This window comes from uncultured Cetobacterium sp. (assembly GCF_947039425.1).
Taxonomy (GTDB): Bacteria; Fusobacteriota; Fusobacteriia; order Fusobacteriales; family Fusobacteriaceae; genus Cetobacterium_A.
Genome location: NZ_CAMQYW010000009.1, coordinates 1 through 26,474, shown reverse-complemented (window position 1 = coordinate 26,474; position 26,474 = coordinate 1). Strand labels below are relative to the sequence as shown.

The 26,474-nt window shown below is 31.2% G+C and carries 40 protein-coding genes; all 40 read right to left on the bottom strand.

Annotated features, from left to right (window positions below):
- The coding region (locus tag Q0V09_RS01835; RefSeq protein WP_297486893.1) for an aminopeptidase P family protein at positions 1 to 939 on the bottom strand (939 nt) is incomplete at its 3' end.
- A 10-nt stretch (positions 940 to 949) separates the two neighbouring features.
- Positions 950 to 1,993 carry a tRNA 2-thiouridine(34) synthase MnmA gene (mnmA, locus tag Q0V09_RS01830; RefSeq protein WP_297486890.1) on the bottom strand — a complete coding sequence of 348 codons (1,044 nt, stop codon included), beginning with the start codon at positions 1,991 to 1,993 and terminating at the stop codon, positions 950 to 952.
- A gap of 14 nt (positions 1,994 to 2,007) precedes the next feature.
- On the bottom strand, positions 2,008 to 2,715 hold the full coding sequence (locus Q0V09_RS01825; protein WP_297406109.1) for a biotin--[acetyl-CoA-carboxylase] ligase: 708 nt from the start codon (positions 2,713 to 2,715) through the stop codon (positions 2,008 to 2,010).
- A 68-nt stretch (positions 2,716 to 2,783) separates the two neighbouring features.
- Positions 2,784 to 3,773, bottom strand: coding sequence for a UDP-glucose 4-epimerase GalE (galE, locus tag Q0V09_RS01820; RefSeq protein ID WP_297486887.1), 990 nt, complete (start codon positions 3,771 to 3,773; stop codon positions 2,784 to 2,786).
- 145 nt (positions 3,774 to 3,918) lie between these two features.
- The gene (locus Q0V09_RS01815; RefSeq protein ID WP_297486884.1) at positions 3,919 to 6,432 is read right to left on the bottom strand and encodes a DegV family EDD domain-containing protein; all 2,514 of its coding nucleotides are present in this window, start codon (positions 6,430 to 6,432) and stop codon (positions 3,919 to 3,921) included.
- 15 nt (positions 6,433 to 6,447) lie between these two features.
- Entirely contained in the window at positions 6,448 to 6,996 is a 549-nt protein-coding gene (locus tag Q0V09_RS01810; protein WP_297406830.1) for a cupin domain-containing protein, read from the bottom strand.
- A 3-nt stretch (positions 6,997 to 6,999) separates the two neighbouring features.
- Positions 7,000 to 8,205 (bottom strand): CinA family nicotinamide mononucleotide deamidase-related protein, encoded by a 1,206-nt coding sequence (locus Q0V09_RS01805; protein ID WP_297486882.1) that lies wholly within the window; start codon positions 8,203 to 8,205, stop codon positions 7,000 to 7,002.
- A gap of 14 nt (positions 8,206 to 8,219) precedes the next feature.
- On the bottom strand, positions 8,220 to 8,717 hold the full coding sequence (locus tag Q0V09_RS01800; protein ID WP_297406836.1) for a phosphatidylglycerophosphatase A: 498 nt from the start codon (positions 8,715 to 8,717) through the stop codon (positions 8,220 to 8,222).
- Complete coding sequence (locus Q0V09_RS01795) at positions 8,718 to 10,877, bottom strand: U32 family peptidase (protein WP_297486878.1); 2,160 nt, start codon at positions 10,875 to 10,877, stop codon at positions 8,718 to 8,720.
- A gap of 7 nt (positions 10,878 to 10,884) precedes the next feature.
- A complete protein-coding gene (coaE, locus tag Q0V09_RS01790; RefSeq protein ID WP_297404983.1) occupies positions 10,885 to 11,466 on the bottom strand; it encodes a dephospho-CoA kinase in 582 nt (193 codons plus the stop codon).
- A 106-nt stretch (positions 11,467 to 11,572) separates the two neighbouring features.
- Positions 11,573 to 11,773: a cold-shock protein gene (locus tag Q0V09_RS01785; RefSeq protein WP_297404985.1), complete on the bottom strand. Its 201-nt coding sequence runs from the start codon at positions 11,771 to 11,773 to the stop codon at positions 11,573 to 11,575.
- Positions 11,774 to 11,952: 179 nt separating this feature from the next.
- Positions 11,953 to 12,303: a 50S ribosomal protein L17 gene (gene rplQ, locus Q0V09_RS01780; protein ID WP_297404986.1), complete on the bottom strand. Its 351-nt coding sequence runs from the start codon at positions 12,301 to 12,303 to the stop codon at positions 11,953 to 11,955.
- 24 nt (positions 12,304 to 12,327) lie between these two features.
- Entirely contained in the window at positions 12,328 to 13,308 is a 981-nt protein-coding gene (locus tag Q0V09_RS01775; protein WP_297486875.1) for a DNA-directed RNA polymerase subunit alpha, read from the bottom strand.
- A gap of 25 nt (positions 13,309 to 13,333) precedes the next feature.
- Positions 13,334 to 13,921, bottom strand: coding sequence for a 30S ribosomal protein S4 (gene rpsD, locus Q0V09_RS01770; RefSeq protein ID WP_297404988.1), 588 nt, complete (start codon positions 13,919 to 13,921; stop codon positions 13,334 to 13,336).
- 62 nt (positions 13,922 to 13,983) lie between these two features.
- On the bottom strand, positions 13,984 to 14,373 hold the full coding sequence (gene rpsK, locus Q0V09_RS01765) for a 30S ribosomal protein S11 (RefSeq protein WP_297404990.1): 390 nt from the start codon (positions 14,371 to 14,373) through the stop codon (positions 13,984 to 13,986).
- 65 nt (positions 14,374 to 14,438) lie between these two features.
- Positions 14,439 to 14,795, bottom strand: a complete 357-nt coding sequence (gene rpsM, locus Q0V09_RS01760; protein WP_297404992.1) for a 30S ribosomal protein S13 — start codon at positions 14,793 to 14,795, stop codon at positions 14,439 to 14,441.
- A gap of 159 nt (positions 14,796 to 14,954) precedes the next feature.
- Positions 14,955 to 15,068 (bottom strand): 50S ribosomal protein L36, encoded by a 114-nt coding sequence (gene rpmJ, locus Q0V09_RS01755; protein WP_040407302.1) that lies wholly within the window; start codon positions 15,066 to 15,068, stop codon positions 14,955 to 14,957.
- 29 nt (positions 15,069 to 15,097) lie between these two features.
- The gene (infA, locus tag Q0V09_RS01750) at positions 15,098 to 15,316 is read right to left on the bottom strand and encodes a translation initiation factor IF-1 (RefSeq protein WP_040407300.1); all 219 of its coding nucleotides are present in this window, start codon (positions 15,314 to 15,316) and stop codon (positions 15,098 to 15,100) included.
- A gap of 101 nt (positions 15,317 to 15,417) precedes the next feature.
- Positions 15,418 to 16,185 (bottom strand): type I methionyl aminopeptidase, encoded by a 768-nt coding sequence (map, locus tag Q0V09_RS01745; RefSeq protein WP_297404994.1) that lies wholly within the window; start codon positions 16,183 to 16,185, stop codon positions 15,418 to 15,420.
- Positions 16,186 to 16,206: 21 nt separating this feature from the next.
- Positions 16,207 to 16,848: an adenylate kinase gene (locus Q0V09_RS01740; RefSeq protein WP_297404995.1), complete on the bottom strand. Its 642-nt coding sequence runs from the start codon at positions 16,846 to 16,848 to the stop codon at positions 16,207 to 16,209.
- Positions 16,849 to 16,912: 64 nt separating this feature from the next.
- Positions 16,913 to 18,193 carry a preprotein translocase subunit SecY gene (secY, locus tag Q0V09_RS01735; protein ID WP_297404997.1) on the bottom strand — a complete coding sequence of 427 codons (1,281 nt, stop codon included), beginning with the start codon at positions 18,191 to 18,193 and terminating at the stop codon, positions 16,913 to 16,915.
- Positions 18,194 to 18,228: 35 nt separating this feature from the next.
- Positions 18,229 to 18,708: a 50S ribosomal protein L15 gene (gene rplO, locus Q0V09_RS01730; RefSeq protein WP_297404999.1), complete on the bottom strand. Its 480-nt coding sequence runs from the start codon at positions 18,706 to 18,708 to the stop codon at positions 18,229 to 18,231.
- A gap of 3 nt (positions 18,709 to 18,711) precedes the next feature.
- On the bottom strand, positions 18,712 to 18,894 hold the full coding sequence (gene rpmD, locus Q0V09_RS01725; RefSeq protein WP_297405001.1) for a 50S ribosomal protein L30: 183 nt from the start codon (positions 18,892 to 18,894) through the stop codon (positions 18,712 to 18,714).
- Positions 18,895 to 18,907: 13 nt separating this feature from the next.
- Positions 18,908 to 19,408: a 30S ribosomal protein S5 gene (rpsE, locus tag Q0V09_RS01720; protein ID WP_297405003.1), complete on the bottom strand. Its 501-nt coding sequence runs from the start codon at positions 19,406 to 19,408 to the stop codon at positions 18,908 to 18,910.
- 24 nt (positions 19,409 to 19,432) lie between these two features.
- Positions 19,433 to 19,801 (bottom strand): 50S ribosomal protein L18, encoded by a 369-nt coding sequence (rplR, locus tag Q0V09_RS01715; protein WP_297405005.1) that lies wholly within the window; start codon positions 19,799 to 19,801, stop codon positions 19,433 to 19,435.
- Between the two features lie 43 nt (positions 19,802 to 19,844).
- Positions 19,845 to 20,381: a 50S ribosomal protein L6 gene (gene rplF, locus Q0V09_RS01710; protein WP_297405007.1), complete on the bottom strand. Its 537-nt coding sequence runs from the start codon at positions 20,379 to 20,381 to the stop codon at positions 19,845 to 19,847.
- Positions 20,382 to 20,399: 18 nt separating this feature from the next.
- A complete protein-coding gene (gene rpsH / locus Q0V09_RS01705) occupies positions 20,400 to 20,795 on the bottom strand; it encodes a 30S ribosomal protein S8 (protein WP_297405009.1) in 396 nt (131 codons plus the stop codon).
- A 27-nt stretch (positions 20,796 to 20,822) separates the two neighbouring features.
- Entirely contained in the window at positions 20,823 to 21,110 is a 288-nt protein-coding gene (gene rpsN / locus Q0V09_RS01700) for a 30S ribosomal protein S14 (RefSeq protein WP_297405010.1), read from the bottom strand.
- A gap of 21 nt (positions 21,111 to 21,131) precedes the next feature.
- Positions 21,132 to 21,683, bottom strand: coding sequence for a 50S ribosomal protein L5 (gene rplE, locus Q0V09_RS01695; protein ID WP_297405011.1), 552 nt, complete (start codon positions 21,681 to 21,683; stop codon positions 21,132 to 21,134).
- An 18-nt stretch (positions 21,684 to 21,701) separates the two neighbouring features.
- Complete coding sequence (rplX, locus tag Q0V09_RS01690) at positions 21,702 to 22,043, bottom strand: 50S ribosomal protein L24 (RefSeq protein WP_297405012.1); 342 nt, start codon at positions 22,041 to 22,043, stop codon at positions 21,702 to 21,704.
- Between the two features lie 22 nt (positions 22,044 to 22,065).
- Positions 22,066 to 22,434 carry a 50S ribosomal protein L14 gene (rplN, locus tag Q0V09_RS01685; protein ID WP_297405013.1) on the bottom strand — a complete coding sequence of 123 codons (369 nt, stop codon included), beginning with the start codon at positions 22,432 to 22,434 and terminating at the stop codon, positions 22,066 to 22,068.
- Between the two features lie 34 nt (positions 22,435 to 22,468).
- Positions 22,469 to 22,720, bottom strand: a complete 252-nt coding sequence (gene rpsQ, locus Q0V09_RS01680) for a 30S ribosomal protein S17 (RefSeq protein ID WP_297405014.1) — start codon at positions 22,718 to 22,720, stop codon at positions 22,469 to 22,471.
- A gap of 47 nt (positions 22,721 to 22,767) precedes the next feature.
- On the bottom strand, positions 22,768 to 22,950 hold the full coding sequence (rpmC, locus tag Q0V09_RS01675; protein ID WP_023050812.1) for a 50S ribosomal protein L29: 183 nt from the start codon (positions 22,948 to 22,950) through the stop codon (positions 22,768 to 22,770).
- Positions 22,950 to 23,372: a 50S ribosomal protein L16 gene (rplP, locus tag Q0V09_RS01670; protein WP_297405016.1), complete on the bottom strand. Its 423-nt coding sequence runs from the start codon at positions 23,370 to 23,372 to the stop codon at positions 22,950 to 22,952. Before rplP ends, rpmC begins: the two co-directional genes overlap by 1 nt.
- Before the next feature lie 2 nt (positions 23,373 to 23,374).
- Entirely contained in the window at positions 23,375 to 24,031 is a 657-nt protein-coding gene (rpsC, locus tag Q0V09_RS01665) for a 30S ribosomal protein S3 (protein ID WP_297405018.1), read from the bottom strand.
- An 18-nt stretch (positions 24,032 to 24,049) separates the two neighbouring features.
- On the bottom strand, positions 24,050 to 24,382 hold the full coding sequence (rplV, locus tag Q0V09_RS01660) for a 50S ribosomal protein L22 (protein WP_297405020.1): 333 nt from the start codon (positions 24,380 to 24,382) through the stop codon (positions 24,050 to 24,052).
- A 47-nt stretch (positions 24,383 to 24,429) separates the two neighbouring features.
- Positions 24,430 to 24,711: a 30S ribosomal protein S19 gene (gene rpsS / locus Q0V09_RS01655; protein WP_297405021.1), complete on the bottom strand. Its 282-nt coding sequence runs from the start codon at positions 24,709 to 24,711 to the stop codon at positions 24,430 to 24,432.
- A 24-nt stretch (positions 24,712 to 24,735) separates the two neighbouring features.
- On the bottom strand, positions 24,736 to 25,566 hold the full coding sequence (rplB, locus tag Q0V09_RS01650; RefSeq protein WP_297405023.1) for a 50S ribosomal protein L2: 831 nt from the start codon (positions 25,564 to 25,566) through the stop codon (positions 24,736 to 24,738).
- An 82-nt stretch (positions 25,567 to 25,648) separates the two neighbouring features.
- Positions 25,649 to 25,936: a 50S ribosomal protein L23 gene (gene rplW, locus Q0V09_RS01645; protein ID WP_297405025.1), complete on the bottom strand. Its 288-nt coding sequence runs from the start codon at positions 25,934 to 25,936 to the stop codon at positions 25,649 to 25,651.
- A partial coding sequence (gene rplD, locus Q0V09_RS01640; RefSeq protein WP_297486871.1) for a 50S ribosomal protein L4 occupies positions 25,936 to 26,474 on the bottom strand: 539 nt, incomplete at its 5' end. The genes rplW and rplD, both read right to left, overlap by 1 nt.

Genomic DNA, 26,474 nt, shown 5'->3' with positions numbered 1-26,474 from the left:
AATTACCATTCCCTCTTTTAAAACTTTATTTTCTGATTTAAAAGATATAAATGGATATTCATGAATTTGTAATCCTATTCCATGTCCAAGGCCATGACCGAAAAATTCCCCATACCCCTTTTCACTTATATAATCTCTTGCAACTTTATCTAATTCATGAGTTGTCATTCCTGGTTTTATCTCTTTTATAGCTCTTTCATTGGCTTCTTTTACTATATTATAAATCTTCATATGTTTTTCTGATGGATTCTCTCCTATATAGAAAGTTCTTGTTATATCCGATGCATACCCTTTATAAAAACAACCATAATCTATTGTTAAAAATCCTTCCTCTATTAACTTATCACTTGCTACTCCATGAGGTAATGCTGATCTTTCATTTGAAGCTACAATTATATCAAATGATGATTTAGAAGCTCCTAACATTTTCATTTGATACTCTAACTGAGCTACAACTTCAATCTCTTTTATTCCTATTTTAATTTTAGGTATTGTCATTTCCATAGCTTTTTCTGCAACTTTAATAGATTCCTCTATAATAGCTATTTCCTCTTTTGTTTTAATTTCTCTACTATTTAAAAAAGTATCATCTAAATTTATATACTCTAATTTTGGAAAGTTTTTCATAAATGAGTTCAATTGATCTATTGTTACACTTTGATTTTCAATTCCCAATTTTTTAATATTATTTGCTTCTAATAATTCACCTATTTTTTTTAAAGTTGATATATTTTCACAAATAAGTTCAAATCCTTTAGGTTCTACCTCTTTTTTTCCTTGCTCAACATATCTAAAGTCTGTTATAAAATATTTTTTCTCTTTTATCAAAAGAGCAACTCCTGTAGTTCCTGTAAATCCAGTTAGATATCTTACATTTAATAAATTTGTAATTAATACTGCTTCAATCTCTTTTTCTGCCATCATCTTTTCAGTATTCATAATCTCTCCTTTAAAAAATTATTTTTCCACCACCGATTACTAAATCTTTATAATAAATAACCAAATGCTGACCTCTTGAATTTTGTGGATTTTCTTTTTCATACTCAAAATAAATCTTATTATTTTCTTTTATTAATTTTCCTTCTAAACCTAAACTTGAAAATCTAGGTTTCCCAATTAATATTAAATTTTCTACCTCATTAAAATCCACATGGAGTACAAAGTCATTAAGTTCTATTCTTTTTTTATTTAATTTATCATAATCTCCTAAAATAATCTCATTACTTTCAGGTATTATATCTATAATAAAGTAAATTTTAGAAAATAAAATTCCTAACCCTCTCCTTTGACCTATTGTATAAAGTTGATACCCTTGATGCTCTCCTAAAATATTTCCTTGTTCATCTTTATAATAACCCTTTTTCACTTTATCTTTCAAATGTTTTTTTAAAAAATCTATATACCCCTCTTTTGCAAAACATATTCCTTGACTATCTTTTTTATCATGAATCTCAATATTATACTCTCTAGCTTTTTCTCTCACTATAACTTTTTCATATTTTGCAAGTGGAAAAATTAATCTACTCAAAGTTTCACTTTTCACTCTATAAAGCATATACCCTTGATCTTTTTTCTCATCCTTTGGTTTCATTAATAATGTTTTATTAAAAATATTTTCTTTACTTATTTTACAGTAATGACCTGTAGCTATATAATAAGCATTATTTTCATTAGCTATATCTATTAATTTTTTCATTTTTATTATTTCGTCACAAACTACACAAGGTGACGGAGTTAATCCTTTAGAATATTCATCTATAAAATATTTTATTATTTTTTCTCTAAATTCATCTATAATATCTAATTCAAAATGTCTTATTTTTAACTTTTTAGCTAAATTTCTTGCATCTATTAAATCTTGAGATTTTTTTTGTTCTTCGCTACAAATTAAAGTTACACCAATCACTTCATATCCCTCTTGCTGCAACATATATGCTGAAGTTGAAGAATCAACTCCACCACTTATTCCTAAAACTACTTTTTTTCTATCCATATTCTTCCTTTGCTCTATTTTTTTGAGATATGTATCTCTCCAATATTATATTTTTTTATTTCATTTCCAACAAATACTTCTAACATTCCATCCTCTAATATTTCTCCAGCTATTCCACTCTCTTCCTTACCTATTCCAACAATATCTATTCTTTTTCCAAATAAATAGTTTGATTGGTTTATTACCTTTAACATTTCATCCCATTTTCCAGCCACAAATCTATAAAAATCCTCATAAGCATTTTTTACTATTTTATATATTAACTCTTCTACATCATAAGTATTTCCACTTTCACTTTTTAAAGAGATTGCTATATCTTCAGCTTCTCCAAATTTACAGTTATTAATATTCACTCCTATTCCTATTATAAATAAATCTCCAACTCTTTCTATTAAAATTCCACTTAATTTTCTGTCATCTATATAAATATCATTTGTCCATTTAAATTTATAATTTAATAGTTCTATCTCTTTAAGTGTTTTTAATAAAGAGTATCCCATTACTAAGGATAGTTTCATATATTCTTTTTCTGGAAGAAGAGTATCATACTTCACTGCAAATGAAAATAAAGCTGCTCCCTCTTCTGATACCCATTTATTTCCTCTTCTTCCTCTTCCAGCACTTTGTATTTTTGCTATTGCTAAATCTCCATCTTGAAGATCCTCTTTTTCTCTTAAAAATTTATTTGTAGAATCAATTTCGTCAAATTTATATACTCTCATTATAAACCTCCTTAAATTAAATATACTATATAAAAAAATTAGGCAGAATAATTTCTGCCTATTATTTCTTAATCTTGATAACCTTCAGGATTATTCTTATGCCATTTCCAAGCTGTTTCTATAATGTTTTCAAGAGAACTATATTTTGGCTTCCATTTTAATTCTTTCATAGCTTTTTCTGAACTTGCCACCAACTTAGCTGGATCTCCCTCTCTTCTTGGAGATATCTCTGCTGGGATCTCATGTCCTGTTACTTTTCTAGCTACATCTATTACCTCTTTTACTGAGAATCCCTCTCCATTTCCCAAATTATAAATAGTGCTTTCTCCACCTCTTTGTAATCTATCTAAAGCTAGTATATGAGCATTTACTAAATCCATAACATTTACATAGTCTCTTACACAAGTACCATCTTCTGTTGCATAATCGTCACCATATATTGCTATTTTTTCTCTTTTTCCTAAAGCTACTTGTAAAATTATTGGGATTAAATGACTTTCAGGATTATGATCCTCTCCTATCTCTCCTGTTGAATATGCTCCTGCTACATTAAAATATCTAAGTGCTGTATATTTTATTCCATATGCATAATCATACCATTTCAACATTTTTTCAACCATTAGTTTACTCTCTCCATATGGATTAGTTGGATTAGTTTCATCACTTTCTAAAATCGGTATGTTTTTAGGTTCTCCGTATGTTGCTGCTGTTGATGAGAAAACTATTTTGTTAATATTATATTTTTTCATTACATTTAATAAATTCATAGTTCCCATTACATTATTTTCAAAATATTTTGCTGGATTTGTCATACTTTCACCAACAAGTGAATCTGCTGCAAATTGTATAACTCCTTCTATTTTATTATCTTTAAATACTCTATTTAAAAACTCTAAATCTCTTAAATCACCTAGAACTAATTTTACTTCTTCTGGTATAGCATCCACATGTCCTGTTTGTAAGTTATCTAATACAATAACCTCTCTTTTTGCTTCAAGTAATGCTCTTACTGCATGGCTTCCTATATATCCTGCTCCACCACAAACTAATATTGCCATAAACTTTTCCTCCTCTAGGGTTTCTTTAAATTATATTTATTTTTTTTCTCTCAGTCAACAATTTTCCTATGCTTTTATCATATACTTTATTTAACTATTAAATAAAGTATATGATAAAAGCTAGAATTAAATCTAGCTTTTAAAATTATCTTATTTTATTAAGTAATCCCATTCCATAAACTGGACCTGTATGAGCAGCTAATGTAGCTCCTATTTCAAATCTTCCTCTATAGTCAAGTTTCTTAGTTTTTTCTGCAATACTTCTCAATTGGTCAGCACTTTCTAACTCTTTACGTGTTCCACCCCAAGTTGTATACATAATTAATGAATTCTTTTCATTTTTTATTAGTTTTTCCATATAAGACATTGCTCCTCTTTCACCCAAAGCTTTTGTCTCAATACATACTTCACCATTTTCTAATTTTAATACTGGTTTTATTTTTAAGAATCCACCAATCATTGATGATGCTCTTCCTATTCTTCCACCCTTTTCTAAATATGCAAGTTCTTTAACAACAAAGTATACTTTCATTTTATTTTTATTTTCATCAATCCACTCTATAATCTCTTCAAAAGAACTTCCCTCTTGAACCATTTTTGCAGATTCTAAAACAATATGAGCTAATGCAAATGTTACTGATCTTGAATCTACAATTGCTATGTCATCCTCTTTATTTAGCATTCCTCTGGCAACTCTTGCAGCTTGTTGAGTTCCACTTAATTTACTAGAAATATGTATTGAAATTATTTTCTTATACCCTTTTTCTAATAATCTCTCATATAATTCTTTAAATTCTGCTGGAGATGGCTGAGAAGTTTTAGGGATTACTCCATCTTTTAATAACTGTCTCCAAAATTCACCTTTTGAAATATCTACTCCATCTCTATAATATGTATCCCCTGCCATTTTAATTTTAAGAGGTATAATATCAATTCCTAGACCTTTTATCATATCTGGTGTTAAATCCGACGTCGAATCTGTTACAATAGCTATTTCAGGCAATTCAGGATTCCTATTAGTTATATATATATAGTATTGATAATTTTCTTGTCCAATTACTATATCATTATATTTTACTGCAGTATTTATATCTTTTAACATTTTATTTGCTTTCTCTGTAGAACCTTTTCCTATACAAGCAAATATATTTAAGGATTGAGCATTTAAACACTCTTTATAAACAGATTCAATCATCTCTTCTAAAGTTGTTGCTCTTAATTTTATCTTACCATTAACCAACGCTATATAATCACCTTTTGCTATAGTTAATTCATCAACCTTTGTATCTCTAACAGCTTGAGTAATTTCAACTGATGTATTAAAAGGTAATTGTTTTAGAATTTCAGAAATTCCAAACTCTTTATTTTTAATTACATAATCTCCTTCTAACATTGTTTTAGTTTCTAAAACTGTAACCTCTTTAGAAGATCTTTCTGCTGCTAATTTAGCAGAAGATATTATATTTTTATTATTTGGTAAAATTATAATTTTATCAGCCTTTATTTTATTTATTCCTTCTTCAATATCTGCTACACTAGGGTTTTGTGTTTGTCCACCTATTAAAACTGCCGTAGCACCATTATTTAAGAATAAATTTCCAAGTTCCATATTATCAACTATTGCAAAATATGCAATTGGTTTACTATTTTCATTTTGAACTAATATTTTACCTTCTTTTTTCATTTTATAATGCTCACTATCAGAAAGTAAAGTATTCTTATGTTGAATCTCCATATTATCTATTTTTATATTAGTTAAGTTTCCATAACTTCCTGCTATTTCTAAAACTAATCCAGGATTATTTGTATGAATATGTGTTTTTGTTTTTTTAGATGTTTGAGCACATACCATTGAATCTCCATAATTTATTATTTTTGATTTATAATCATCTAAATCAAAATCTCCAGATTCTATTACAAACTCAGTACAATATTTAAATTTTATATCTTCAAATATATGGGGAACATGTTCCATTATATCTTTTCTCTTAGCTTGTGATTGAACAATTCTTTCTAGATCATTTAACATATCTGGATCAGTTACTGATTTTTCAAATCCTTCTAATATATAGAATATTCCTTGCCCTCCAGCATCAACAACTCCAGCTTCTTTTAACTTAGGTAATTGATTTGGTGTCTCTTGAACAGCATCATATGCTGCATCTTTTAAATATCCTAAAAATGGAATAAAGTTATCTGCAGGGCCTTCATATTTTTCAGCTTCCTCAGCAACTCTTCTTATAACTGTTAGCATTGTTCCCTCAACAGGATCACAAACTGCCTTATATGCTTTTTCTTTTGCTAATCTAAAACATACTTTTACATCATCTACAGTTACTTCTTCTTTATCTTTTAAACCGTCTAAAAATCCTTGAATAATTTGAGATAAAATTGTTCCTGAGTTTCCTCTTGCTCCAAGTAAAATAGCTTCAGATACAATGTCTCTTAATTCTTCCATATCTGGTTCATGATTTAATTTTATTAAATCATTTTCAACAGCTTGTAATGTCATTGACATATTTGTTCCTGTATCTCCATCTGGTACTGGATAAACATTTAAGTCATTAAGTACATCTGAATACTTAGATAGCCATCTACTTGCTGCTATTAATAACTTAGTTAATCTAGTAGAATTTAATACTTTCACTTCTATATTCATTATTTTCCTCCATTGTTAAAATGTCGGTGGATTTACCACCCATAGTGCTTTTGCAGGTTTATCTGTGTTGTTTTTAAATCTGTGCTTTTGACTAGATTTAAAATAAAAACTGTCACCTTCATTTAAATGATGAACAGTTTCCTCCATATATATATCTAAATTACCCTCTAATAAAAATATAAACTCTTCACCTGGATGTGTATAATAATCTCTTCCACTTTCTCCTCCAGGTCCAATTTCATAAAGTATAGGTTCCATACTTTTCTCTATATTTGATGATGTTAATAATGATATTCTTGTATTTGAATCAACGCTCTCTATAAAATGTCTCTCTTCGGCTCTAATTAAATCTGAATTTTTTTTAATTTCTTCATCTTCTATTAAATAACTTACTCTTACATCTAATGAATGGGCTATTTTCTTTAAATTCTCAATTGATGGAGATGCTTTCCCCTGCTCTATTTGAGATAAAAAACTAGCTGATAATGCAACCATACTAGCTAATTCTCTAAGTGATAGTGATTTTTCATTTCTGCTTTTCTTTATTCTTTCTCCTATACTCACTCTCTATTCATCCTCCTCTAATATTTTACAAAGTTCAAATAGACTCTGAAGAACTGCTTTTGCCCTTACTCTATTTCTATCCCCTTTAAAGTTATGCTCAAAGATTACAATTTTATCTTTTACTTTTATTCCAATATACACACGTCCTACTGGTTTTTCCTCAGTTCCCCCTGTAGGCCCTGCAAATCCTGTTATTGATATTGCTACATCACTATTAAGACCATCTAACATATCTTTTGCAATCTCTTTACTTACAGCTCCATATTCATCTATTCTTTTCTCTTCTATGTTTAATCTATTTATTTTTGCTTCATTACTATATGATACAATTCCCTCTTTAAATATCTTAGATATTCCAGGAACACTTATTAATTTTTCTGCTAGCATTCCTCCTGAACAAGATTCTGCTACTGATATTGAATAGTTTTTTTCACTAAGAAGATTAACTACCTTAGTTTCTAATCTTTCATTATCCTCTCCAAAAATACAGTCACCTATAATATTATATATCTTTTCTTTGATTTTTTCCACTGTGTTTTTATTGCTCATCTTACTTTGCATTCTTACTATTATACCATAATCTTTTATTAAAAACTCATATTCTATATCAGGATCTTTAAATAAACTTTTTATCTTCTCTTCTAAAATAGATTCTGGTATTCCAACAGTAAGCAGATCTTTTACATATATTGGATCTATATTAAGATTCATTTCTTCTGAATACATTTTCAAAAATTTAGGAAACATATTTTTTAACTCTCTAGGAACTCCAGGAAACCCAACTATTCCATCAATAAAAAATGCTGGAGCCATTCCCACATCATTTTTTATTGATACTGCACCTTCTGGCTTTTCTACTTCTTTTAAATTTTTATTTAAAAAAGTTATACCTCTTTCTTTAAATTTTTCTTTCAATTCATTTAATTCATCACTATCAACTAATAATTTCTTATTTAAATATTTACTAACAGCTGTTTTAGTTAAATCATCATCTGTTGGTCCTAATCCTCCAGACATAATTACTAAGTCACTATTCTCTTTTCCAAAAGTAATTGCATCAACTATTTTATTTAAACTATCTCCTACAGTTAATTTATAATTAATTCCTATTCCATATTTATTTAATTCTTCAGCCATATAAATACTATTTGTATCTAATGTTGCTCCATTTAACAATTCTGTTCCCACAAGTAGTAATGTACAATTCATTTATCTCATCTCCATTAAAAAAATATTGTCCAAATGCAGACCATTAAAAAATTCCCTATTACCCCTGCTAAGAAATCATCTAAAACTACCCCTACCCCATTTCCAAAAAATTGTGATTTATATATAGGCCCTAATTTCGTTATATCAAAAAATCTAAATATAATAAATCCTAAAATTATTGCCATACTTGTCTCAAAAAATCCAACTGGATTTATTAAAAACAATGTTGTTAAAAATCCTAAAACTTCATCTATTACTACTGCTTGAGGATCTTTCTCCTTATATATCTCTTTCTCTGCTCTATCTGATACATATACTGCTATTGCAAAAAAAGTCATTAGAAACATAAAATAAAAGGAATTATATATCATATTATTTGGAAATATTTTTTTTAAAAATACAAGTCCAATATAAATTGGTATCCCACCTAAAGTTCCAAAAGTTCCTGGTGCAACTGGAAGGTCTCCCAATCCAAAAACTGTTGCTAAATTTTTTATAGTTTTTTTCTTCATTTAAAAAACACCTCTCTCATAGTTATATGATTTGTATTCTCCTTTTCCCTCAATAACTTTTTCTATTTGCAATAAACTTTCTGTTGTAAACTCTAATACTAATTCACTAATTCCCAATTTCTCAAGAACTAGTCTATCCTCTAAAATATTTAGTGGTCTTTCAAAGTATATTTCACTATTATTTGATTCATTTTTCATGACTATAAATCTATCACCTTGCTCATTTTCTATAGTCCTTTTTTCCTCTTCAAATAAAGGTAACTCTGTATACATTGCTCTTGGTTTTCCATAAGCTAATATAGCTTTTTTTATCTTAGTTTCCCCTATTTCATCTAATCTTCTATAGCTAACTTCTGGAGATAATATTATTGTATCTACATTTTCTAGTTGAGTAAAATATTCAAAAGCATATCTGTTTGAAACATTTAAATTCCACCCAAGAGTTATTTTATCATTTTTATTTTCTAATACTTGATATAAATTACTTGCTAAATTACTATCTAAATTAATATTTTTAAGATTTCCCTCTCTCGCAACATCAATCCCTCTATAATATATTTTTTTAATACCCATTTCTCTTACTTTATCCTCCTGCTCTTTATTACAAACAATAGCTGATAAAATAGAACCCGTTTCTTCTACTTCTTTTCTCTCTATTACAGAAATTTCTTTTTTATTTTCTCTTCTATAACTTTCTATTAAATTATCTCCTAATAAGTTTACAACATCTCTTTTTAACTGCTTCAATAGGGACATTGGTAAGAATAACCCTTCTGATATTTCAATACTCTTTATTTGACCATAAAAAGTAGTATCTCCTATTTCTATAAGTTTCTCTTTAATTATCTCTTTACTTACACCTTTATTTTTTGCAAGTTCTAAAATATTTTCACTTTCAATTTCAGCATAAATTTTTATACCATGATTATTTAATGTTTCTACTACTACTTTAGCTTTTTCACCAACAATCCCTTTAAAAGAAAATTCAATTAAATGTTTTTGATCTGTTGTTTTTAACTTATTCTCTATAGAATCACTTAATTCTTTTGCAAAGTTTCTATATACATACTTAGTTCCTTTTGGTGTTTCTTTTATTAAAATTGTTTCATCTATATTAGCAAATTTTTTATTTTTTTCTAATACTGTATCTATTTTATTTATATAAGATCCACCTAATTTTTCATAATCTTTAGAGACAAATATTACTCCATCACCTAAAATCACTTTTTCTTTTAATTTTAATTCTCTTCCTTTTAAAATGCCTAACTCTTTTCCAAAATTCGAAGAATATTTATTATTCATAATTTCATCTTTTATATTTTCATTTTCATAAAAATATCCTGTTCCAAAACCTCTATTAAATAAAGTAGAACTTTCCTCTTTTATATCTATTCCTGAAATTAACTCTTTATAATAAGATACTGTTTGATATACATAATTAGGCTCTTTCATTCTTCCTTCTAATTTTATACTATCTATTCCTATCTCTTTTAATTTCTGAATCTCTTCAAACCCATACATTTGATCTTTTGGACTTAATACATATTCACTTTCTTCTTCTGATACAATATATTTTTTTCTACATGGCTGAGCACACATTCCTCTATTTCCACTACGTCCACCTATGAAACTACTCATATAACAATTTCCTGAATAAGAAATACATAAAGCTCCCGATACAAATATTTCAAGTTCAATATCTGTCTTTTCTCTAATCTCTTTTATCTCTTTAAAACTTAATTCTCTAGGTAAAACCACTCTTGCGAATCCTAAAGACTTTAAATAATTAGCTTCTACATGATTGGCTATTGTCATTTGAGTACTTCCATGGAGTTCTAATTTTGGAAAATTTTCTTTTAAAAATTTAGCAAATCCAAAATCTTGTACAATAACTGCATCTAATCCTTGCTTATATAATTCATTTAAATTAGTATATATTGCTTCTATTTCTACATCCATCATAATTGTGTTTAGCGTTAAAAAAACTTTAACTCCTCTTAAATGTGCATAATCCAAAGCATCTTTATATTCTGATAATGTTAAATTTACTGCATTTCTTCTTGCACCAAACCCTTTTAATCCCATATAAATCTCTTCTGCTCCTGCTTTTATTGCAGCATAAAACCTTTCTATACTTCCTGCTGGTGCTACTATTTTCATTTTTACCTCACTTTATATTTTTAATCATTTCATTTACTTTATACTTTAATTCATCTATTGTTCCATTATTTTCTATAACAATATCTGCCAACTTATTCTTCTCTTCTCTTCTCATTTGACTCTCTATTATTTTACAAATCAATTCTTCACATAAAGAATCTCTCTCTTTTATCCTTTTTATCTGAATTTCTGGCTCAATATCAACAACCACATTTAAGTCACATAATTTATCCAATTTAACCTCAAATAATAAAGGAATATCAAAAACTATGATCTCTTTTTTTCCTATATATTTAGTTCTTATTTTTATAAACTCTAATTTTACTTTTGGATGTATTAAAGAATTTAATTTTTCTAATTTTTTCTTATTAGTAAAAACTTCTGCTTTTAATTTTTTTTTATCTACTATATTTTCTATAGTTATAAATTCATTTCCAAATATATTAGAAACCTCTTTTATCACATCTTCACTATTCAATATATCTCTAGCAATAATATCTGCATCAAAAATTTTAATCCCCATATCCAAAAGAAAATTACTAACTGTTGATTTTCCACTACCTATATTTCCAGTTAATCCCAATATCATAATTTATTCTCCCTTTTTAGAATATATTATATTTTATCACATTTTCTAATTTTTTTGATAAAAAAAAGGTGAAATATATATTTCACCTTTAAGTATAACTTTTTTATTATGCTGCTGTTACATCTTTGGCAATTGGCCCTTTTGTTCCTTCTTCCACAACAAATGCAACTGGTTGTCCCTCTTCTAAAGTTCTAAACCCTTCCCCTATAATTCCTGTGAAATGTACAAAGTAATCTTTTCCCTCTTCACAAGTTACGAAACCAAATCCTTTTTCTTTATTAAACCACTTAACTGTTCCTTTTAACATTACTAACCTCCGCGTTATAAAAAATAATACATAGTCCCCCTAGGTACTTGTTGAGTATATTATACCTTAATTATGTGTATTTTGCAATACAATTTGTTTGATTTTTGACAAATATTAGGTTTTTTATATAAAAAAAAGTAAGAGATTGAGTTATCAATCTCTTACTTAAAGAACTAGTATTAAACTAATTCGATTATAGCCATCTCAGCAGAATCTCCTCTTCTTACAGAAGTTCTCATGATTCTTGTGTATCCACCATTTCTTTCAGCGTACTTTGGAGCAAGTTCATTAAATAACTTAGCTACAGCCTCTTCGCTTCTTAAAAATGCGAAAGCTTGTCTTCTAGAAGCTAAAGTTCCTTTTTTACCAAGAGTTATCATTCTCTCAGCAAACTTTCTAAGTTCTTTTGCTCTAGTAACAGTAGTTTCTATTCTATCTGATGCAATTAGAGATATAGTTAAGTTCATTAACATAGCTTTTCTATGGTCTGATCTTCTCCCTAATTTTCTATATGATTTATTGTGGTTCATTAGTTGGTTAACCTCCTCATCTAATTATTCTACTACAGATCCATTTCCATTAAGGTCGAATCCAAGTTCTTTCATTTTTTCAAGAATTTCATCTAGTGATTTTCTTCCTAGATTTTTAATCTTTAGAAGCTCATTCATTGACATTTTAGCCAACTGTCCAACTTCTTCGATTCCAGCTTTCTTTAAACAATTAAATGATCTAACAGTTAAATCAAGCTCCTCAATTCTAGTATTCATAATGTCATCAACTTTATTTGTCGATGTAGGAGTTTCCTCCTCTTCCTCAAGATCTACTCTTAAGTGATCCATTCTGTTACCTAAATCCATAAATGGATCTAAGTGATACTTAAGAAGTTCAATTGCATAAGAAACAGCGTCTCTCATTTCAACACTTCCATCAGTCTCTATTTCTAAAGTTAACTTATCAAAGTCAGTCATTCTTCCAACCATTGTATCCTGTACAGAGTAAGAAACTTTTTTGATAGGTGTATATATTGCATCAACTGCAATAAAGTCCACTGCCCAATCTTTTTTCTCAATCTCTTCAGCAACAACAAATCCTTCACCAGTATCAACTATAAATTCCATATCTATCTCTCTATCTGTAGTTAATGTACAAATAATTTGATCAGGATTTACAATTTCTAATCCGATATCTGGTATTATATCAGCAGCTGTAACAGTCTTAGGTCCCTTTGCAGAAAGAGTCATTTTTCTTTCTCCAGCAGTTTCTGCCTTAATTACTACCTCTTTAACATTTAGCATAATTTCAGTTACAGCCTCTTTAACACCTTCCATAACTGAGAATTCACTTAGAACACCATCAATTCTAACACCTTTGATAGCCGCTCCTGGTATAGATGATAATAAAACTCTTCTCAAAGCATTACCAATTGTATGTCCATATCCTCTATATAAAGGCTCTATAACATATTGACCTGAAAAGTCACTTGTTTTTAATTCGGTAATGTTAATACCCTTAGCATGTTTTTCTATTTTTAACATTTAATCAACTCCTGTCAAAGGACTACTATCTAGAATAGAACTCAACTATTAAAGCTTCATTTAAATCGAAATCTAAATCGTCTTTAGTTGGGTTCTGAAGAACTGTTCCTGTAAAGTTAGCTTTATTTAACTCTAACCATGCTGGAACTGTTTTTTCTTCTACTGCATTTTTGATAATCTCTAAGTTTTTAGAGTTTTCAAGTACAGATACTACATCCCCTGCTTTTACTCTATAAGATGCGATGTTAACTTTTCTTCCGTTAACAGCTATGTGTCCATGAGACACAACTTGTCTTGCTTGTCTTCTTGTGCTAGCGAATCCTAGTCTATAAACTACGTTCTCTAACTTTCTTTCTAAGAATTGGATTAAAGTTAAACCTGTAACTCCATCCTTTCTCGAAGCCTCATCATATAATTTTCTGAACTGCTTCTCCATTACATTGTATATAAATTTAGCCTTTTGCTTTTCTCTTAATTGAATTGCATATTCTGTAGGCTTTTTGTTTGCATTTGGTCTTGGCCCTCTATTTGAAGATTTGCTTACTCCTAAAACCACTGGATCGATTCCTAGAGCTCTACATTTCTTTAAAACAGGCTGTCTATTTCTTGCCATCTCTTTTTTATTCCTCCTTCACTTAATAATTTTCTACAATAATGAGATTGAATAACGAGTTATTACACTCTTCTTCTTTTTGGTGGTCTACATCCGTTATGTGGAACAGGTGTTACGTCAGTTATCTTTGTAACTTCTAATCCTGCTGCCTGAAGAGATCTGATACAAGCTTCTCTACCTGATCCAGGTCCTTTCACTTTAACTTCAACCTTTTTCATACCATTTTCCATTGCTATGTGAGCTGCTTGCTCAGCTGCAATTTGAGCTGCAAATGGAGTTCCTTTCTTAGTTCCCTTGAAACCAGAAGTTCCACCTGATCTCCAGCTTATTACTTTCCCTTCCACGTCAGTAATTGCTACTATTGTGTTATTGAAAGTTGAATGTATATGAGCTATTCCGTTAGGAATATTTTTCAATTTCTTTTTGATCTTAGCTACTTTTTTCTTAGCCACTTTAAGCTACCTCCTTACGATAAAATTCCGTTCGTTTCTTAAACTATTTTACAATTAGCTTAAAACTATCTTTTTATTGGTTTTTTAGGACCTTTTCTAGTTCTTGCATTTGTTTTTGACTTTTGCCCTCTTACAGGTAAGTTCATTTTATGTCTTGAACCTCTGTAACATCTAATGTCTATAAGTCTTTTTATTGCAAGTCTGATCTCTTTTCTAAGATCTCCCTCTACTTTTACACCTTCAACAACGGCTCTAATTTTGTTTAACTCTTCTTCAGTTAAATCTTTAACTCTAGTGTCGAAGTTTACTCCTGCTTCTGTTAATACTCTTTGTGAAGTTGGTTTTCCAATTCCATAAACGTAAGTTAAAGCAATCTCAACTCTTTTGTTTCTAGGAATATCTACTCCTGCGATTCTAGCCAAAATTCGTTCCTCCTCTTCCGAAAAATTTATATATTCGTTGGTATATTAACCAACAAAAGACTTTCTTCGATATGCCTCATATCTGAGTTATTAGCTCTACAGCCTAACATACCTTTACAGTACTTCCCATGTCAGTACTTTTTTGCAAAACTTTTCAAGTTATCCTTGTACTTGCTTGTGCTTAGGATTTTCACAGATTACTCTGATCTTTCCGTGTCTCTTGATAACTTTACATTTGTCACAAATAGGCTTAATTGATACTCTTACTTTCACTTAATTACCTCCTCTCGTGATCATAACTCTTACTTCTTTCTGTATACTATTCTTCCCCTAGATAAATCATACGGAGAAATTTGTACCGTTACTTTGTCTCCTGGTAAAATTTTAATGTAATTCATTCTCATTTTTCCAGAAATGTGCCCTAAAATTGTGTGTCCATTTTCTAACTCTACTTTAAACATCGCATTTGGAAGAGCTTCTAATATAGTCCCTTCTAACTCGATAACATCCTTTTTCGACATACTACCTCCTATCGAACAGAAATTCATATTATTCTAACATTTTTTTAACAAAAAGTCTAGCTAATTTTTTTAGATATCTTAAGTATTTTAATACTTTATAGCTAGTCTAGCTGAGTTAGAATAATTGGTTTTCCACCCACTATTGCAACTGTGTGTTCAAAATGAGCAGACCTCTTCCCATCTCTTGTAACAACAGTCCAGTCATCATCTGTGATACTTATTTTATAAGTTCCCACATTTACCATTGGTTCTAATGCTAAAACCATTCCATCTTCTATTTTTATCCCTCTACCTTTTCTACCAAAGTTTGGAATACATGGATCTTCATGCATTGCTTTTCCAACACCATGTCCTGCAAAATCTTTTACAACACTAAATCCATTTGATTCAACATATTTTTGAACGGCATTTCCTACATCACCAAGTCTATTTCCAGCTACCATTTCTTCAATTCCAATTTCTCTTGATTTTTTAGTAACATCTATTAATTTTTGTGATTCAGCATCTATCTCTCCAACTCCATAAGTTATTGCAGAGTCTCCATAAAATCCATTCATTCTAGCAACTACATCAACACTTACAATATCCCCATCTTTAATTATTTTATCCATTCTTGGTATCCCATGAACAACTTCCTCATTCACCGATATACAAGATCCTGCAGGGTAGGGATTAATTGGTCCGCCTACTCCTATTGTCGCTGGCTCTGCCCCATTACTTCTTAAATAATCTTCTATTATATTATTAAGCTCTCCTGTAGAGATTCCCGCCTTGATATACTTAGGCAATACCTCATCATATAATTTCGCAATAATTTGACTTGGTTTCTTAATTTCTTTTATCTCTTCTAATGTTTTTATTATAAGCATATTTTGTCCTTTCTAGCTTAATTATCCTAAAATGCTAAAGATTTCCTCTTTTATTACGTTGATATCTTTAGTTCCATCAATTTCAGCCATTACACCTTTATCTTTATAAAAATGGAATAATGGTGCTGTTTGCTCATGGTATGATACTAATCTATTTTCAACTGTTTCTTTAGTATCATCTTTTCTTGTTACTAAATCTCCACCACAGTAATCACATTTACCTGCTACTTTTGATGGGTTAAATTCAACATGGAATGATGCTCCACATGCTGGACATACTCTTCTTCCAGTTATTCTATCAACAATTAATTCATCTGGCACATTTAAAGATATTACTTTATCTAAACTCATGTTTAAATCTTTTAATAATTCTTCTAATGCTTCAGCTTGAGCTAAAGTTCTTGGAAATCCATCTAATATAAATCCATCTTTACAATCCTCTTGTGATAATCTATCTTTAATTATTCCAATAATTGTTGAATCAGGTACTAATTTACCATCATCCATAAATCCTTTTGCTTCCATTCCCATAGTTGTTCCTTCTGAAATAGCAGCTCTTAACATATCTCCAGTTGAAATTTGAGGAATTCCATACTGATCAATTATGTATTTTGCTTGTGTTCCTTTTCCAGCACCAGGTGCTCCAAATAACATTATATTCATTCTTATTATCTCCTTTTTTATTAAAATAAAAAAGCACGACTACTTCTGTGCCGTGCTTAAGATTTTATAAAAATCCTTTATATTCTTTCATGATAAGATGAGCATCTATTTGTTGTACTGTATCTAGAGCGACTCCTACTACAATTATAATCCCTGTCCCTCCAAAAAATATTGGAAGTCCAAAAGCTTTAAAAAGTACCATTGGCGCAATTGCGATTAAAGCTAAAAACATAGCTCCACCCCAAGTTATTCTAGTTACCACTCCTTCTAGATAATCAGCTGTATCTGCTCCAGGTCTAATACTTGGAATAGTTCCTCCACCTTGTTTTAAGTTTTCAGCAACCTTTTCAGGATCAAAAACTATAGAAGTATAGAAAAATGAAAAGAATATAATTACAACAGCATATAGTATTAAGTATACAGGATGCTGATCACTAAATATTCTTGCAAGTATTACTTTTCCAGAAAACTCTCCTGGAAGAACGTTTACAATCAAAGACGGAATCATCATTACTACTGAAGCAAATATTACTGGCATTACACCTGAACTATTTAATTTCAATGGTATATATGAATTTTGTCCCATCCCGTTATTCCCAGCAAATCCTCTTCCTACATAGTGAACTGGTATTTTTCTTTGTCCTAATTGGAACACAACTATTCCTGCAACAGTAATTATTGCAGCAACTCCCACTAATAACAAAACAGGAATAAGAAACTTACTCCCTCTCATATCTTGTATAGTTTGAATAACAGCTCTAGGTGCACCAGAAATTACATTTAAAAAGATAAGTAGCGAAACTCCATTACCGATTCCTTTAATAGAAATCTGTTCCCCTACCCACATTAAAAATATTGTTCCTGCTGTCAATGTTGTTATTGTTGTTAAGAAAAATGCGAATCCTGGTGTTGTTACTAGTCCTACCGATTGTAACCAAGTACATACTCCAATTCCTTGAACTATGGCAATTACAATTGTTAGATACCTTGTCCATTGAGTTATCTTATTTCTTCCTGCTTCTCCCTCTTTTTGAATTTCTTCAATCTTAGGAATAATTACAGCAATTAAACTAAATACAATTGATGAATTGATATAAGGCACAATTCCCAATGCAAATATTGATACTCTTTGAAATGCCCCACCTGAGAACATATTAATATACCCTAATAAATCGCTTTGTGCAGTCATTTGAGCTAAACGATCAATGTCCACACCAGGTGCAGGGATATAAGTCCCTACCCTAGCTACTAGGAACATTAATAAGGTGAAGATGATTCTCTCTCTCAGTTCCGGAATTTTAAATATACCTCTAAGCTTCGTTTCAAACTTTTCAATTAAACCCAAAATTCTTCACCTCACATTAAAATAACTTGTACAAATTACTTGTTATTCTTTGCTACATCAGCAAAAGTTTTAACTTCGATTATCTCTACAGTTCCACCTTTTGATTCTATAGCTGATTTTGCAGTTGCAGAAACTTTGTGAGCTTTTATAGAAACTTTCTTTTCTAACTCTCCGTTTCCTAAAACTTTGATTCCAGCAAGAACTTTCTTGATTAATCCTGCAGCTACTAATAACTCAGGAGTTACCTCTGTTCCTTCTTCAAATCTATTTAAATCAGTTAAATTTATTATTGCATAATCTTTTCTGAATAATGCGTTTGAGAATCCTCTTTTAGGAGTTCTTCTATATAAAGGCATTTGTCCACCCTCGAAGAAAGGTTTTACCCCTCCTCCAGATCTAGAGTTTTGACCGTTGCTTCCTTTACCAGCAGTCTTTCCTAAACCAGATGATTCTCCTCTTCCAACTCTTTTTCTATCTTTTCTTGGTACAGAAGGCTTTAATTCATTTAATTTCATAGATTATTGCACCTCCTCTACTTTTATTAGGTAAGAAATTAGAGCAATTTTCCCCATTAATTCTGGTGTTACATTGTGCTCTCTAACATCATGCATCTTCTTAAGCCCAAGCGACTTTGCAGTAGCTATATGGTTAGGCTTTCTTCCGATTATGCTTTTTACAAGCTCTATTCTAAGCTTTGCCATCTTTATTTACCTCCTAGCTTAAGATTTCCTTTACTTCTTTTCCTCTAAGTGCTGCAATTTGTTCAGCAGATCTTAATGATGCTAAACCTTCAATTGTAGCTTTTGCAACGTTATGCTTGTTTCTTGATCCTTTGATTTTAGTAAGGATATTATGTACCCCTGCTAATTCAAGAACCTCTCTACAAGATGACCCTGCAATTACTCCAGTTCCTTCGTAAGCTGGTGCCATCCATATAGATGTTGCTCCCCACTTACCAATGATCTCATGAGGAATAGTAGTTCCTTTTAGCGAAACCTTTACCATGTTTTTCTTAGCAGAAGCGATTGCTTTTCTGATTGCATCAGGTACACCATTCGCTTTTCCTAATCCTATTCCTACGTTTCCTCCAGCGTCTCCAACAGCAGCTAAAACTGAGAAAGATATAGTTCTTCCTCCTTTAGTCGTCTTTGATACTCTAGAAATTTTTAATAATTTCTCTTGAAATTGTTTTTCTTCTTTAACTAACTTAGACAAGTCAAGTCCTCCTCTCTACAAGAATTAGAATTTAAGTCCTGCTTCTCTTGCAGCTTCTGCAAGAGCAGCTACTCTTCCTGTGTATTTATATCCAGATCTGTCAAATACTATAACAGATATCTCTTTAGCCATTGCTAATTCAGCAAGCTTCTTTCCTACTAATTTAGCAGACTCGATGTTCCCACCGTGCTTTACATCTCCTTTAACGTCCTTGCTGATTGTAGATGTAGAAACTAAAGTTACTCCATTTACATCATCAACTAATTGAGCGAAGATGTTGTTGTTTGATCTATATATAGAAAGTCTTGGTCTCTCAGCCGTACCAGAAATTTTATTTCTGATAGATAAGTGCTTTCTTCTTCTAATAGCGTCTCTATTAACTTTCTTAAACAACTTGTTAACCTCCTTACAAGCATACTAAGTAATTTACTTAGTATTATGATTTCTTACCTTCTTTTCTTCTAACTATTTCGTCAGAATACTTAACTCCTTTTCCTTTGTAAGGCTCTGGAGCTCTTTTAGATCTGATGTCAGCAGCAACTTGTCCTACTACATCTTTCTCTATTCCCTCAATATGAATAGTTGTATTTTTCTCAACTATCATTTTGATTCCTTCAACAGCATCAATAATAACTGGATGAGAATAACCTAAAGCCATATCTAATCCGTTATTTTTTTCAGCAGCTCTATATCCAACTCCAACAAGGTTAAGAGTTTTCTTAAATCCTTCTGAAACTCCTACTACCATGTTGTTTATAAGAGCTCTAGTTGTTCCATGTATAGCTCTTACTGCTGGCATATCATTTTGTCTTTCAACGTGTATTTCGTTGTTTTCCATTCTGATAGTTAATTCTTTATTAAATTCTTTAGTTAAAGTACCTTTAGGACCCTTTACAGTAACTACATTATTTGCAGCTATTGTAACTTCAACCCCAGCAGGTACCACTATGATCTTTTTACCTACTCTAGACATTATGGCTACCTCCTAGTTTTACCAAACAAATGCAAGAACTTCTCCACCAACGTTATCTCTTCTAGCAACTTTATCAGTTACAATTCCTCTAGAAGTTGAAACGATAGCGATTCCTAATCCTGATAATACTCTTGGCATATCTTCTACTGAAGAATAAACTCTTCTTCCAGGTTTAGAAATTCTCTTGATTCCTTTGATTACTCTTTCTCTTCCGTCGTACTTTAAGTACACTCTTATATTTTTATGATTTCCATCAATTACTACTTTAAAGTTAGAAATATATCCCTCTTCTTTTAAAATCTCAGCGATTTTCTCTTTCAAGTTAGAGTGAGGAACATCTGTTTTCTCATGCATTACAGCATTTGCATTTCTAACTCTTGTTAACATATCTGCAATTGGATCTGTTAAAAACATCTATAAAATCCTCCTTTCATCAACTAATTACCAAGATGACTTAGTTACACCTGGTATAAGTCCAGCTCCAGCAAGCTGTCTGAACTTAACTCTAGAAATTCCAAATTCTCTCATGAATCCTCTTGGTCTTCCATCTAATTGACATCTATTTTTCTTTCTAACTTCTGAAGAGTTTTTAGGTAACTTGTTTAGCTCAAACATAGCTTCCATGTCTCCCTCATTAATTCTCTTCTTCAGTTCAGCTCTTTTTTCAGCATATTTATCACATAGAGTTACTCTTTTAGCTTCTCTAGCAATCATTGACTTTTTAGCCATTTATTCTTAACCTCCTCACTATTACTTTTTAAAAGGCATTCCAAACGCCTTAAGTAATGCTCTTCCTTCTTCATCTGTCTTTGCAGAAGATACTATAGTGATAGACATTCCTAAAAGCTTGTCAACTTTATCAAATTCAATTTCAGGGAAAACTAATTGATCTCTTAAACCTAAAGAGTAGTTTCCTCTTCCATCAAATGAATCAGCTGGAACTCCTTCGAAGTCTCTTACTCTTGGAAGAACTACATTTACTAATCTATCTAGAAAATCGTACATTCTCTCTTTTCTTAAAGTAACTTTTGCACCGATTGGCATTCCTTCTCTTAACTTAAATCCAGCTTCTGATTTTTTTGCTTTTCTTACAACTGGCTTTTGTCCTGTTATTATTGCTAAATCTCCCATAGCAGAATCTATTAACTTAGCGTTTTGAGTTGCCTCACCAACACCCATGTTAATAACGATTCTGTCTAATTTAGGACATTCCATAACGTTACCTAATCCTAACTCTTTAACTAAGTTAGCTATTACAGTTTCGTCATATAATTTGTGATATCTAGAAACGTATTTAGACACTTACGTATTCCTCCTTTCTTATAAAGTCTCTCCAGATACTTTTGAGTATCTTACTTTTTTACCATCCACAACTTTGTATCCAACTCTTGTTGGTTTTCCAGCTTTCTCATCAAATAACATTACTTTTGAAGAGAACATAGGAGCTGGTTTAGTTACAACTCCACCTTGTGGGTTTATTTGTGACGGTTTCATGTGTTTAGTAATCATATTGATTCCTTCAACAACTATTTTACCTTTTTTAGGGAATACTTTTGCTACTTTCCCTGTTTTACCTTTATCTTTTCCAGAAATTACGAAAACTGTATCTCCAGTTTTAACGTGTAAAGTTTCTGGTACGAATTTAATCTTAGGTTTAGCCACGACAATTAGCCTCCTCTCTCAATTATATTACTTCTGGAGCTAGTGAAACTATCTTCATGAAGTCTTTAGCTCTTAATTCTCTTGCTACTGGGCCAAATATTCTTGTTGATTTAGGCTCATTGTTGCTATTTAAAACAACAGCGGCATTATCATCAAATTTAATATATGATCCATCTTCTCTTCTTAATTCTTTTCTAGTTCTAACAATAACTGCTTTAACTACGTCTCCTTTTTTAACGTTTCCACCAGGTATTGCTTCCTTAACTGATGCCACAACAATGTCACCGATTCTACCGAATCTTCTTCTAGACCCTCCAAGAACTCTTATAACCATAAGTTTTTTAGCCCCTGAATTATCAGCAACATTAAGGATAGTTTGTTGTTGTACCATTAAAATATCCTCCTCTCAACAATAATTTGGATTATTATCTAGCCTTCTCTATAATTTCAACTAGTCTCCATCTCTTATCTCTAGACAATGGTCTAGTTTCCATAATTCTAACTTTATCTCCAGTTTTAGCTACATTATTTTCATCATGAGCTTTAAACTTAGTAGATTTCTTAACTCTTTTTTTGTAGATTGGGTGTAATGATGTTGTTTCAATGCTTACAACAATAGTTTTGTCCATCTTATCTGAAACAACAACACCTTCTCTTAATTTTCTTTCATTTCTCAAGATTTTGACCTCCTCTTCTTAAGAATCTATATATATGTAAAAGAATCTTATCTTTCGTTTAATATAGTGTTTATTCTTGCGATCTCTCTTCTTACTTCTCTTATCTTAGCAGTGTTAGTTACTTGTCCTAATGATAGTTGAAACTTTAAGTTGAATAATTCTTCTTTAAGTTCTTTACACTTTACTACTAAGTCTTCAGTAGATATTTCTCTTATTTCCTTAGCTCTCATTAGTTCTCACCACCGTTCTCTCTTTTTACAACCTTACATTTAATAGGAAGTTTCATAGTTGCTTTTCTTAAAGCTGCTAAAGCTAGCTCTTCTGTAACACCAGATACCTCGAACATTATTCTTCCAGGTTTTACTACTGCTACCCAACCTTCTACGTTTCCTTTACCTTTACCCATTCTAACTCCAGCTGGTCTTGCAGTTACTGGTTTATCAGGGAATATTCTAATAAAAGTTTTACCTTCTCTTTTGAATGTTCTGTTGATTCCTACTCTACAAGATTCAATTTGTCTGTTAGTTATCCATGCTGGCTCAAGGGCTTGTAATCCGTAATCTCCGAAAGCAACAGTGTTACCTCTTTGAGCTGTACCCTTCATTCTTCCTCTAAACATTTTTTTATGTTTTGTTCTTTTAGGCATTAACATGACTACGCTTCCCCTCCTTCCTTCTTAGTTGGAAGTACTTCACCGTGGAAGATCCAAACTTTGATTCCAAGAGCTCCATAAGTTGTATGAGCTGTAGCTGTAGCATAATCAATATCTGCTCTTAATGTATGTAGAGGCACTTTACCTTCAACAACCCACTCAGATCTTGCGATTTCAGCACCATTTAATCTTCCAGAAACCATAACTTTGATTCCTTTCGCTCCTGCTTTCATTGCTCTCATAACAGCTTGACCAATTGCTCTCTTGAACGCTACTCTCTTTTCGATAGAAGTAGCTATATTTTCAGCAACTAATGTTGCATCTTTATTAAATTCTTTTACTTCTTGTACTTTAACTGTAACTTTTCTTCCAGTTAAAGCCTCTAATTTTGCTCTTAATGATTCTATTTCAGAACCTTTTCTTCCAATGATTATTCCAGCTTTAGCTGTATATATTAAAACTACAACGTGCGACGGAGAAGTTCTCTCGATTTTTACCTTCGAAATTCCCGCGTGAAAATAGTTCTTTTTAATCATTTCTCTGATTTTTATATCTTCATGGAAGAATTTTGCGTATTCTTTTTTATCTGCATACCAGATAGATTCCCAAGTTCTTGTAATTCCAAGTCTCAGTCCTCTAGGGTCTACTTTTTGTCCCACAGTCTTACCTCCTTACTACTACTTTTCAGATACTGCCACAACAATGTGTGATGTTGGCTTTCTTATGATATCTGCTCTTCCCATCGCTCTAGGCATTATTCTCTTAAGCGCTGGTCCATCATCTATCATTATTGTTGATACTACTAATTTCTCTTCATCCATGCTGAAGTTATTAGTTGCATTAGCAATTGCTGATGCTAGTGTTTTCTTTATAAATCTAGCTGCTTTTTTGTTAGTAAATTCTAACGTATCCAAAGCGTCTAATGCTGATTTTCCTCTCACTAAGTCTGCTACAAGTCTAGCTTTTCTTGGAGATAATCTTACGAATCTAGTTATTGCTCTAGCTTCCACTAGTCCAACCTCCTTTAAATACTATCGAATTAATTAATTAATTCGACTTATTTTTTCTTTTTCTTTTTGTCTACACCATGACCATAATAAGTTCTTGTAGGTGCAAACTCTCCTAATTTATTTCCAACCATTTGTTCTGTTACGTGAACAGGTATATGTTTTTTACCATTGTAAACACCAAATGTTAATCCTATAAAGTTAGGGAATATAGTTGATCTTCTAGACCAAGTCTTTATTACCGCTTTTATATTCTCGGTAGCTACTGCTTCCTCAACTTTTTTCATTAAGTGGTGGTCACAAAAAGGTCCTTTTTTTAACGATCTAGCCATTACCTTTTAGCCTCCTCTCGAAAATTACTTTTCGTCTCTTCTTCTTACGATAAACTTGTCAGAATTCTTTCTTCCTCTAGTTTTCACTCCATGAGCTGGTTTACCCCAAGGAGTCATTGGAGATTTTCTTCCAACAGGACATTTACCTTCTCCTCCACCATGTGGATGATCACAAGGATTCATTACAGATCCTCTTACATGAGGTCTTCTTCCTTTATGTCTATTTCTTCCAGCTTTACCTAGTGATACTAGACTATGCTCTGAATTTCCTACTTCACCTATAGTTGCCATACATTCACCGTGTATTAATCTTAATTCACCTGATGGTAATTGTACGTGACAATAAGTTCCTTCTTTTGCAACTAGTCTTGCTGCAGTTCCTGCAGATCTAACTAATTGTCCACCCTTTCCTCTTTGTAACTCAAGATTGTGAATCTGCGATCCAACTGGCATCTCTTTTAATTTAAGAGCATTTCCAGGCTTAATTTCAGCATTTGAACCAGCCATTACGATGTCACCTTGCTTAAGTCCTTTTGGAGCAAGAATATATCTCTTCTCTCCATCTGCGTATGATAATAGTGCTATATTAGCAGTTCTATTTGGATCATACTCTAACGATACTACCTTTGCAGGTACATCTAATTTATTTCTTTTAAAGTCGATGATTCTGTAAAGTCTTTTGTGTCCCTTTTCTCTATTTCTACAAGTTCTGTGTCCATAATTATCTCTACCATAAGCAGATTTCAATGGTGTAGTTAAAGACTTTTCAGGTCTAACTTTATCTAAATCTTCGTTAACTAATCTAGACATATGTCTAGTACCATTAGTTATAGCATTTAACTTTCTAATTGCCATTTCTGTTAACCTCCAACATTTCCTGACCTATAATTATCTTTAGCTCTCATCTTATACAAGAATTAAACTTTTAAATTATTTTTTATACTTCTGCGAAGTAAGTGATTGTGTTTCCTGCTGCTAATTTTACAATAGCTTTCTTTTTAGCTTGAGTTTTGTAAAGCTTCATTCCATGTCTCTTAGACACTGACTTTACATTCATAGTCGCTACAGTTTCAACTTTAACATTGAATATTGTTTCGATAGCTTTTCTGATTTCTACTTTGTTAGCTTTAGTACTTACTTCAAATGTGTACTTGTTGTAATCTCTTCTTAAGATTTCAGTCTTTTCAGTGATTACAGGCTTCTTTACGATATCGTAAGCAGTCATTATGCAAGCACCTCCTCGATTGTCGTTAACGCTTCCTTAGTAACGATAACTTTCTCTTGCTTTAATAACCAGTAAACTCCAATCTCATTTGGTTGAAGAACTACTGCGTTCTCTAAGTTTCTAGCTGATAAATATAAATTGAAATCAGCTTCTGTAGCAAGGTCATTTACAACAAATAATTGCTTAGTCTTAGCTGTTAAAGCATTTGTTAAAGCGATTATTGTTTTAGTTTTTGGAGTTTCGATAGTTCCGTCAAGAACAACTATTTCTCCAGCAGCAACTTTTGCAGAAAGTGCTGATCTTAAAGCAAGGTTTCTTACTTTTTTATTTACTTTTTTCTCGTATGATCTTGGGTGTGGACCAAATGTAACTCCTCCACCTACCATGTGAGGGGCTCTTATCGAACCTTGTCTAGCTCTTCCAGTTCCTTTTTGTTTGAAAGGCTTTCTTCCTCCACCTTTAACCATAGCTCTAGTTTTAGTAGCTGCAGTTCCTTGTCTAGCAGCTGCTAATTCTGCAGTTAATACTTCGTGTAAAA

Coding starts and splice junctions, on each gene's coding strand:
- rplO (WP_297404999.1), bottom strand. CDS start 18,708: ATGAAATTAAATGAATTAAAGCCTTCTGTACCAAGAAAAGATAGAAAA.
- Q0V09_RS01795 (WP_297486878.1), bottom strand. CDS start 10,877: ATGAAAATAGTAGCACCAGCAGGAAGTATAGAAAGGTTTTATGCTGCA.
- Q0V09_RS01775 (WP_297486875.1), bottom strand. CDS start 13,308: ATGTTAAAAATAGAAAAACATGCTAAGGGTATTAACATTACCGAATTA.
- rpmD (WP_297405001.1), bottom strand. CDS start 18,894: ATGGCAAAGCTTAGAATAGAGCTTGTAAAAAGCATAATCGGAAGAAAG.
- Q0V09_RS01800 (WP_297406836.1), bottom strand. CDS start 8,717: ATGAAGAAAAAAACTATAAAAAATTTAGCAACAGTTTTTGGATTGGGA.
- rplB (WP_297405023.1), bottom strand. CDS start 25,566: ATGGCAATTAGAAAGTTAAATGCTATAACTAATGGTACTAGACATATG.
- rpsH (WP_297405009.1), bottom strand. CDS start 20,795: ATGTTTTTAACAGATCCAATTGCAGATATGTTAACAAGAGTTAGAAAT.
- rpsS (WP_297405021.1), bottom strand. CDS start 24,711: ATGGCTAGATCGTTAAAAAAAGGACCTTTTTGTGACCACCACTTAATG.
- rplQ (WP_297404986.1), bottom strand. CDS start 12,303: ATGAACCACAATAAATCATATAGAAAATTAGGGAGAAGATCAGACCAT.
- Q0V09_RS01805 (WP_297486882.1), bottom strand. CDS start 8,205: ATGAATTGTACATTACTACTTGTGGGAACAGAATTGTTAAATGGAGCA.
- rplP (WP_297405016.1), bottom strand. CDS start 23,372: ATGTTAATGCCTAAAAGAACAAAACATAAAAAAATGTTTAGAGGAAGA.
- map (WP_297404994.1), bottom strand. CDS start 16,185: ATGCTTATAATAAAAACATTAGAAGAGATAAAAGAAATTAAGAAACCA.
- infA (WP_040407300.1), bottom strand. CDS start 15,316: ATGTCGAAAAAGGATGTTATCGAGTTAGAAGGGACTATATTAGAAGCT.
- Q0V09_RS01740 (WP_297404995.1), bottom strand. CDS start 16,848: ATGAATATAATGTTATTTGGAGCACCTGGTGCTGGAAAAGGAACACAA.
- rpsD (WP_297404988.1), bottom strand. CDS start 13,921: ATGGCAAGAAATAGACAGCCTGTTTTAAAGAAATGTAGAGCTCTAGGA.
- Q0V09_RS01785 (WP_297404985.1), bottom strand. CDS start 11,773: ATGTTAAAAGGAACAGTTAAGTGGTTTAATAAAGAAAAAGGATTTGGT.
- rpsN (WP_297405010.1), bottom strand. CDS start 21,110: ATGGCTAAAAAGTCAATGATTGCTAGAGAAGCTAAAAGAGTAACTCTA.
- rplF (WP_297405007.1), bottom strand. CDS start 20,381: ATGTCTAGAGTAGGTAAAAAGATCATAGTGGTACCTGCTGGGGTTGAA.
- rplN (WP_297405013.1), bottom strand. CDS start 22,434: ATGGTACAACAACAAACTATCCTTAATGTTGCTGATAATTCAGGGGCT.
- Q0V09_RS01825 (WP_297406109.1), bottom strand. CDS start 2,715: ATGAGAGTATATAAATTTGACGAAATTGATTCTACAAATAAATTTTTA.
- Q0V09_RS01815 (WP_297486884.1), bottom strand. CDS start 6,432: ATGAATATAGAAGTGAAAGTATTAAATTCTACTAGATTAACTAAGTTA.
- rpmC (WP_023050812.1), bottom strand. CDS start 22,950: ATGAGAGCTAAGGAAATAAGAGAAATATCTACTGAAGACTTAGTAGTA.
- galE (WP_297486887.1), bottom strand. CDS start 3,773: ATGGCAATATTAGTTTGTGGTGGAGCAGGATATATAGGAAGCCATGCA.
- rplW (WP_297405025.1), bottom strand. CDS start 25,936: ATGACTGCTTACGATATCGTAAAGAAGCCTGTAATCACTGAAAAGACT.
- coaE (WP_297404983.1), bottom strand. CDS start 11,466: ATGATATTGGGATTAACTGGAAATATAGGTAGTGGAAAATCAACAGTT.
- mnmA (WP_297486890.1), bottom strand. CDS start 1,993: ATGGATAGAAAAAAAGTAGTTTTAGGAATAAGTGGTGGAGTTGATTCT.